This is a genomic window from Erwinia sp. PsM31 (genome assembly GCF_030433775.1).
Lineage (GTDB): Bacteria > Pseudomonadota > Gammaproteobacteria > Enterobacterales > Enterobacteriaceae > Erwinia > Erwinia aeris.
In genome coordinates, this window is the sequence record NZ_JARUWZ010000024.1 from 66090 (window position 1) to 74101 (window position 8012).

Below are 8012 nucleotides of genomic sequence, written 5' to 3' on the forward strand. Positions count from 1 at the left end.
TCCTTATAACGCTTCGCTGGCGGCGACCTGCATACCCGGCCTGACGCGCTGCGTGCCCGCAACGATAACCCGATCGCCTGCGGCAAGGCCGGCGGTGATGATATAGCGCTGTCCAATCTGCGCGCCGACTTCAACAGGGACTTGCTCTACGTGCTGCTGCCGATCCACCCGAAACACGAAGTAGCCGCCGCTGTCCTGCTGTAGCGCCGGCGCGGGCAGCAACAGCCGTTCCTGCGCCGGCGGCTGAAGCTGCACCTCCACCATGCCGCCCGGCAGCAGCAGGTGCTGCGGATTGGCGAAGGCCAGGCTTACGGCCACGGTGCCGGTTTGGTTATCAATATGATTATCCAGCGCAAAGAAACGGCCGCTGTAAGGGTAAGCAGCGCCATTGGCCAGCTGAATGCGGGCCGTTATCGCCTCGTTCGCCTGCTGCATATCGCCCTTCAGCGTTTTCTGCCAGTCGGCCAGATAGTCGCGCTCGTTGATGGCTATCACCACGTGCACGGGATTGAGCTGCTTCAGCCTGACCAGCGCGCCGCGGGCAGGATTAACCAATGCGCCTTCGTGAATAGCGCTGTGGCCTGCGCGTCCGCTAATCGGCGCGGCGATGCGGGTGAAAGCCACGTTCAGCCGCTGGGTCTGTAAAAGCGCTTCGGCCTCTTTCTGCGCGGCGCGCGCCCTGTCGCGCTCGGCCAGGGCGTTATCCAGCTCGGACTGACTGACCGCCGTCCCCACGCCCAGCCGCTGCAGACGCGCAAGGTGCAGCTGTGCTTGCCGGGCCTGCGCCGCCGCCTGATTGACCTGTGCCTGGCTGCGCGCCAGCGCGGCGTGATGCTCTGCCGGATCGAGATCAAACAGCGGCTGCCCTTCGCGGATATTTTCACCGTTTTTGAAATAGCGTTTGACGATAACGCCTTCGGTTCTCGCCATCACGTCAACCTGCCGGAGCGCCTCAACGCGCCCCAGGTAGCGGCGAGGATGGGCAATTTTTTCGCGGGTAAGCGTGGTCACAGTCACGGCAGGCGGCGGCGCAGCGGTAACCGTAAAGGTAAACAGCAGCAGCGGTAAAAGGCGCGTCAGCGCGCGGGTGGGAGTCAGTGGCATCCGGGCAAAACCTTCCAGAAATTCAGCGGGGAAAAGTGTCAGGAAGTTTATTGACCAGGCCGTCTGACGAGCTGTTTTCGATCAGGAAAAAGCCGAATGACGGCAGAAAAGCGGGGTTGATTTAAGGTTGATTTAACCGGCGCCGACATGCTTTGTAACCGCCCGACGGCGCGTACCCTGAATGCCGCCCTCAGCCGAAAATGCCGCCGGGTGCGCAAAAAGCAGGCTGGCGCAGGCATTTTTACCTGAAGAGATACTTTTTATCGCATCTTTGCTGGTGGATCTTGCCATGAAAAGGGCGTTTCGCCCGGCTATCAGCCAGCGCCGACGCTATCTTACGCACGATCCTCTTTTCCGCGCCTGCACCCCGGCTGGCCACCATTGAACGAACGGGATCCAGTGCGTAAGATTCCTTTTCACGTATTAAAAATAAGAAACAATTATGCAAGCCTCCATCGCACCATCGCTCGACGCCGAACAGGACACCCAGCCCGTCAATTCACGCGGCAAAGTGGTGATCGCTTCGCTGGTCGGCACCGCTATCGAATTTTTCGATTTCTATATTTACGCCACCGCGGCGGTAATCGTTTTCCCGCATATTTTCTTCCCGCAGGGCGATGCCACCGTCGCAACGCTACAGTCGCTGGCAACGTTCGCCATCGCCTTTATTGCGCGCCCCATCGGCTCCGCGCTTTTTGGTCACTTCGGCGACCGCGCGGGCCGTAAAGTCACGCTGGTCGCGTCGCTGCTGACGATGGGCATTTCCACCGTAGTTATCGGCCTGCTGCCGGGCTACGAAACTATCGGCGTCTTTGCGCCGCTGCTGCTGGCGCTGGCGCGTTTTGGACAGGGCCTGGGGCTGGGCGGCGAATGGGGCGGCGCGGCGCTGCTGGCGACCGAAAACGCCCCGGCGAAAAAACGCGCGCTGTACGGCTCCTTTCCGCAGCTTGGCGCGCCCATCGGTTTCTTTTTCGCTAACGGCACTTTCCTGCTGCTCTCGTGGCTGTTAACCGATGAGCAGTTTATGCAGTGGGGCTGGCGCGTGCCTTTTATTCTCTCTGCGGTGCTGGTGCTGATCGGGCTGTACGTGCGCGTTTCGCTCAATGAGTCGCCGGTTTTCGCTAAAGTTAAAAAAGAGAAAAAGCAGGTCAAAATCCCTATCGGCACGCTGCTGTCGAAGCATATGAAGGCGACCATTCTGGGCACCTTTATCATGCTGGCGACCTATACGCTGTTCTATATCATGACCGTCTATTCCATGACCTATGGCACCACGCCTGCGCCAAACGGCTTAGGCTTCCCGCGTAATACCATGCTGTGGATGCTGATGCTGGCGGTGATCGGCTTTGGCGTAATGGTGCCGATTGCGGGCCTGCTGGCCGACCGTTTTGGTCGCCGCAAGACGATGATTGTGATTACGCTGATGATTATCGCCTTTGCGCTGATTTTCCCTTCGATGCTGGGTTCCGGCAGCCAGTGGATGGTGATGGCTTTTCTGCTGTGCGGCTTAAGCGTGATGGGGCTGACCTTCGGTCCGATGGGCGCGCTGCTGCCGGAGCTGTTTCCGACCGAGGTGCGTTACACGGGCGCGTCGTTCTCTTATAACCTGTCGTCGATTCTGGGCGCTTCGGTCGCGCCTTATATCGCGACCTGGCTGGCACACAACTATGGCCTGTTCTACGTGGGGCTCTATCTGGCGGCGATGGCCTGTCTGACGCTGTTCGCGCTGCTCGCCAGCCGGGAAACCCGCCACGAGTCGCTGTTCGACTAATCCGGCTCGTGATGCTGAACCGGCCCTCGGCAGTTTGGCAAAAAAAAGCCTGGCGCAATCGCCGGGCTTTTTTTATTTCTTTTTCATCTGCTGCAGGACGTTAACGCACTGGTTCTGCTCATTATCGCTGGGCGAAATCAGCGCCAGCAGCGCGGCGGCAGGCGCTACTACCGCCCCCAAAGCTACGGCCGCAGCGCCACGGGCAATCAGCGGCCCGGCTTTTACGCCCGCGTCGGGATTTTTAAAGGTACCCTTGACGTAAAGCGGTGAACGCAGCGTGACGATACGCATTCCTTTACTCTCTGGATTAATCGAGAGATCCAGCCGTTCGTTAGCAAAGTTCGTGGTGCCGGTGATGTTGATCACCGCGTTCTCCGTATCGAAGACAAAGAGTTTGGTCGAGGCCACCCCGTTCGCCACGTTCAGATCGGCCGCCGCGCAATTGATACGCACTTCGTCATCGCCGAACAGCTTGCCAACCACATAGTTACCTACGTTAAGACCGACGATTTCCATCAGGCCACGGCTGATCACGCCGTCATTCATCAACAGTTTTACGCTGCCATCGCTGGTCGCCAGAATATCGGCAACGGAGTTGCCCGTACCGCTCAGCGTGGCGTCACCGTTGATCTGTCCCATGCTGCTTTGCATCGACTCTACGCTGGAAAACAGCTGCTTCAGCTTCAGATTACGCGCGTGAAGATCGGCGCGCGCCCGCATCGGCGAACGGTCGCCTTCCATGCGGATGGTTGAATTAAGGCTGCCACCCGCCACGCCGAAACGCAGCGGATCCAGCAGCAGATTGCCGTTTTTCAGCACCAGATGCGTATAGAGATCGCTGATGGGCAGGGAATCGCTGTGTTCGATACGCTTGCCGCTAAACTTCACGTCGGCGTCCATTACGTCCCAGTTTTTGGTATCGAATCTGTCGTGCGGCAGCACCCGATCCGCAGGCTGATTAGGTGCCTCGCCTCTTTTCGCCTTCGCCTGCTCGGTTTTATCACTGCCCTTACCGGATTTAACGCCGATCAGCGGCCCCAGATCGGCCATGCGCAGCTGGCGTGATTCCAGCGAGCCTTCCAGTTTAGGGCGCGGCTTCACCTGGCTGTAGGTCAGCGAGCCGTGAATATCGCTGTCGCCGATATGGCCGTTAAAATCGTTGTAATGAAAGACCGGGCCGCCTTTCTGTTGAAAACGGGCAATCAGATGGCCGTCGGTTTCATAAGGAGGCGTATCCGGCAGCAGCACGCCGGTCAGGCCATACAGGTTCGCCAGCGTATCGCCGGAGAAGCGCAGGCGGATATTCAGCCCGCCCAGGTTCATTGGATCCTGGAGGCTGCCCGCCACCTGCACGCGCGTGGTGCCGTTACGCACATCGGCCTGAATGGGGAACGGATTGGTTTTGCTGCGCAGCGAGAGCATGCCGCCGAGTTTACCATCGCCGGTCAGCTTCTCATCGTTATAGGTCCCGGCCGCTTTCCAGCCGAAAACAAAGTCTGATGCGCCCTTCTGACCCGCTTCATCCTTGCCGCCTGCAATCTGCGCGTAGGGAACGGGCTTGCCCAACGGATTAACCGTCACCTGCACGTCCGCCTTGTTGATGGCGTCACGGTAAGCGATTTTTGCCTGATCGAACAGGATGTTGTCCATGCGGAAAGTCCACGCGGAAGGCTGCGCATCGGACGAGGCGCTGTCGCTGGCGGCCAGGTCAAACGTCCAGTTATTTTTGCCCTTCGCCGTCTGGATCAGACGCGCATCGGGCTGCTCCAGCTTGATCCACGGGATAAAGATTTCTTTATGCAGCAGCGCCAGCGGAGAGAGCGTTGCGTCCACGCGCTGTAAATGCACCATCGTAATATCGTCAATAGCAGGCGGGTTGCCCAGCAGGATATCCTGCGCGTGCACGTGCGGCCACGGCACCCAGCTGCGCCAGCCCGGCTCGTCGCGATTACGCTCCCAGGCAACGCCCAGATCGCCGCGGATGGCGAAAGGACGATTCAGCTCTGTGGAGACTTTCTGGTTGATAGTTGGCTTCAGGCGGTTCCAGTTAAATGTCGCGATAACTACCACTACCACCACAACCAGCAACAAAAAAATCCCGACAATCCAGCTAATTACTTTTCCTGTGCGCGACACTGTTTATCTCCTTGTTCGCTTCGTCTCCTGTAAAGATAGACGAGCAGAGAGAAAACGGTATTACGCCAGCTTTAGCGGCAGCGTTTCCAGCCGATCAAATGGCATAGGGTGCGCGAAATAATAGCCCTGCGCCGCGCAGGCGAACGAGTTCTTTACCTGATGCCACTCCTCCAGCGTCTCGACGCCTTCTACAATCACGCCTTTGCAGTAGCGGTTGATCAGCGCCAGCAGCATATTGAACAGGCTGCGGCCCTCTTCCGATTTTCTCAGCAGGATAAACAGCTCGCGCGCCAGCTTGATATAGTCATATTTCAGCTCCGATAGCGCAGAAAAATTCGCCATGCCCGAGCCGAAATCGTCCAGCCACAGCGGCCCCAGCTCCGGGATCTGTGCGACCAGCGCTTCCTGCGGCAGCACCTGATGTTCCACCAGTTCAAAACGCACCCACGGACAGCGCGCGATAAGCTGGCGAACCAGCGGATTGTGCTGGACGGCCTGTAGCGTCGGGCCATCAATATTGACCGAGGCCACCATGCCGCCTTCGATAAATTTTGTTTTCCACTTCTCCAGCAGTTCCAGCTGCTCGCGAACAATCAGCATCCGCTCCGTAGCGTCAAGCGCGGCAAAATAGGACTCCGGCGATACTCTCTGGCCCGGCGCGGAAGGATGAAACACCGCAGTGAGCAGCTCAATTGCCATCAGGCTGCCGGTTACCCGGTAGATCGGCTGAAACGTGTAGGTGCGCTGGCATTCTCGCCAGTAAAGACGCTCCTGCTGCTGCTGTTTCACGACAGTTGAGGGAGGAAGCCGGTGTCTGATGTTCTTCAGCACCATATTAAGATCCTTGTTATTTTTGAGGCCGTAATGGGTGGGGCTTCTGCAATCAGTATCGGCATTCGCCTGGATAACTTTATCGCGTTCTTTGCGGCTAAAGCGGCTCGTGAGGCCTGCGCTAAAAAAATAAAACAGCGTTTTAAAATATTGACTGCGGCGGTCAGCACGGCGAAACTGGGGCAAAAAAACGTAGCGAGCGGAATATCATGACCAGGAAAAATATCGCCGTTATCGGCGAATGTATGATTGAGCTGTCCCAAAAAGAACAGGGCCTGTGCCGCGGTTTTGGCGGCGATACGCTGAATACGGCGGTCTATCTTGCCCGTCAGACCAGCCAGCTGGCCGTCCATTACGTCACCGCGCTGGGCACGGATACGTTCAGTAGCGATATGCTGGCGGCCTGGCAACAGGAAAAAGTGCAGACCGGGCTTGTCCAGCGCATGGAGAACAAACTGCCCGGCCTTTACGTGATAGAAACCGACGCCCACGGCGAGCGGACTTTCTATTACTGGCGCAATGATGCGGCCGCGCGCTTCTGGCTGGAAGGCCCGCGCGCCGAGGAAATTTGCCAGCAGCTGGCGCAGTTCGACTATCTCTATCTGAGCGGCATCAGCCTGGCCATCCTGACGCCAGCGGGTCGCGAAAAGCTGATAACGCTGCTGGCGCGCTGCCGCAGCAACGGCGGCAAGGTTATTTTCGACAACAATTATCGTCCCCGGCTGTGGGCTTCCGTGGCAGAGGCGCAGGCCGCTTACCGGTCAATGCTGGCCGTGACCGACATCGCCTTCCTGACGCTGGACGACGAGCATTTGCTGTGGGGCGAAACCGGCGTGGAAGGCGTCATTGCCAGAACGCATGAAGCCGGGGTGTCAGAGGTCGTTATCAAGCGCGGGGCAGAAGCCTGTCTGGTTTCCGTAGCCGGCGAACCGATTGTGGAAGTGCCTGCGCAGGCGCTTCCCGCCAGCCGTATTGTGGACACCACCGCAGCCGGTGACTCGTTTAGTGCCGGCTATCTGGCGGTACGCCTGAACGGCGGCGACGCGGCAGAGGCAGCAAGAAGAGGCCATTTGACGGCCAGCACGGTGATCCAGCATCGCGGCGCGATTATCCCGCTCTCCGCCATGCCTGATGTACCTGCCTGACGCCTGTTCCCCCGCGCCGCAAAACGCGGCGCGGCGGATTTAACAGGCCGGATGCAGGAACGATATCGCGCTTGAATGCCTTAAGTATAAAGGGCCGCTGCCACGCGGCAGATATCACATTGAACGTCCTGAAGCCGTACATCGTTCTGCAGGAAAATATGTTTTACGCCTCACCCCCTTGCCGGGGAACAGCATGTGTCACAGGGATGGGTTTCTTATTCAGGGTGATAATGGCAAAGGAACTGCATCCACAGGCTGTATTGTCTCACTTATAATCGGCAAAAAATTGCGGACAGCAGGGATCAGGAGCTAATCGTACAATGAGAAATAGTCTCTAACAGCGTTATTTATCTTTACACATGGGTTTGCGGGCGCCAGCCTGCCTTGATATAAACAGGAGCAATGGGATCAGTATGACCGATGCCCTGATTGAAGATTCAGGTATCAAGGAGAGCGATATTCTTTTGCAGCAAACTAAACTGACCCTCGTCAGTGCGAATAAAGTGACGCCTGAGCTGGCAGAGCTTCTGGCCAGGAAAAGCTATAATTCAGAAAGCGAGCACTTTACCCCGATTGAAAAATACAAGGAAATTTTTCTGCAGAGCAATGCTCAGAATATTATTGTCCAGTATGATTATATTAATCATAACAATAAACACAACATCACTTTAGCGTCACTTCTGATCGATGACGACGAATGCTCCGTGAAGTTTAACGGCTATATTATAGTAAAACGTGAGCTTTAACCGATCACAGCCAGCATCCGCCGGGGAAAAAGCTACACCCTATTATTTCAATTTCGCTCGCTAAACTTTAGCGTTATATTCACGCCTGCATAAGAACGAAATTAACCTCTGGGGATCGGGTGCTGTAGCTCCCTTTAACGCGCTGAGGCAACAGGCAGCAAAGAAGCAAACGGGTAACAGGCAACAGCAACAGCAACAGCAACAGCAACAGCAACAGCAACAGCAACAGGTAACAGGTAACAGGTAACAGGTAACAGGTAACAGGTAACAGGTAACAGG

Annotated in this window: 6 protein-coding genes and 1 pseudogene; 4 read left to right on the top strand and 3 right to left on the bottom strand. The window is 57.0% G+C overall.

The annotated features are described in order from the left end of the window. Nucleotides 1-3: 3 nt before the first annotated feature. The gene (locus QCD69_RS16895) at nt 4-1104 is read right to left on the bottom strand and encodes an efflux RND transporter periplasmic adaptor subunit (protein WP_301252853.1); all 1101 of its coding nucleotides are present in this window, start codon (nt 1102-1104) and stop codon (nt 4-6) included. Between the two features lie 442 nt (nt 1105-1546). Between QCD69_RS16895 and QCD69_RS16900 the strand changes: the two genes are divergently transcribed. Next, nucleotides 1547-2875 (top strand): MFS transporter, encoded by a 1329-nt coding sequence (locus QCD69_RS16900; protein WP_253456447.1) that lies wholly within the window; start codon nt 1547-1549, stop codon nt 2873-2875. Nucleotides 2876-2947: 72 nt separating this feature from the next. Here the strand turns inward: QCD69_RS16900 and QCD69_RS16905 are convergent, their stop codons facing one another. Continuing rightward, on the bottom strand, nt 2948-5011 hold the full coding sequence (locus QCD69_RS16905; RefSeq protein ID WP_253456449.1) for an AsmA family protein: 2064 nt from the start codon (nt 5009-5011) through the stop codon (nt 2948-2950). A gap of 60 nt (nt 5012-5071) precedes the next feature. Next, complete coding sequence (gene pdeH, locus QCD69_RS16910; protein WP_125289307.1) at nt 5072-5845, bottom strand: cyclic-guanylate-specific phosphodiesterase; 774 nt, start codon at nt 5843-5845, stop codon at nt 5072-5074. 206 nt (nt 5846-6051) lie between these two features. Here pdeH and QCD69_RS16915 point away from each other — a divergent pair, with 206 nt between their 5' ends. From QCD69_RS16915 to QCD69_RS16920, 3 genes and pseudogenes are all read left to right on the top strand, one after another. Next, nucleotides 6052-6987, top strand: coding sequence for a sugar kinase (locus QCD69_RS16915; protein WP_301252855.1), 936 nt, complete (start codon nt 6052-6054; stop codon nt 6985-6987). A 61-nt stretch (nt 6988-7048) separates the two neighbouring features. Further along, nucleotides 7049-7300: pseudogene (locus tag QCD69_RS22895) on the top strand (tlde1 domain-containing protein); the annotation flags it as partial. A gap of 100 nt (nt 7301-7400) precedes the next feature. Further along, nucleotides 7401-7733: a hypothetical protein gene (locus QCD69_RS16920; protein WP_253456457.1), complete on the top strand. Its 333-nt coding sequence runs from the start codon at nt 7401-7403 to the stop codon at nt 7731-7733. Nucleotides 7734-8012: the final 279 nt, after the last annotated feature.

Coding starts and splice junctions, on each gene's coding strand:
- QCD69_RS16895 (WP_301252853.1), bottom strand. CDS start 1,104: ATGCCACTGACTCCCACCCGCGCGCTGACGCGCCTTTTACCGCTGCTG.
- QCD69_RS16920 (WP_253456457.1), top strand. CDS start 7,401: ATGACCGATGCCCTGATTGAAGATTCAGGTATCAAGGAGAGCGATATT.
- pdeH (WP_125289307.1), bottom strand. CDS start 5,845: ATGGTGCTGAAGAACATCAGACACCGGCTTCCTCCCTCAACTGTCGTG.
- QCD69_RS16900 (WP_253456447.1), top strand. CDS start 1,547: ATGCAAGCCTCCATCGCACCATCGCTCGACGCCGAACAGGACACCCAG.
- QCD69_RS16915 (WP_301252855.1), top strand. CDS start 6,052: ATGACCAGGAAAAATATCGCCGTTATCGGCGAATGTATGATTGAGCTG.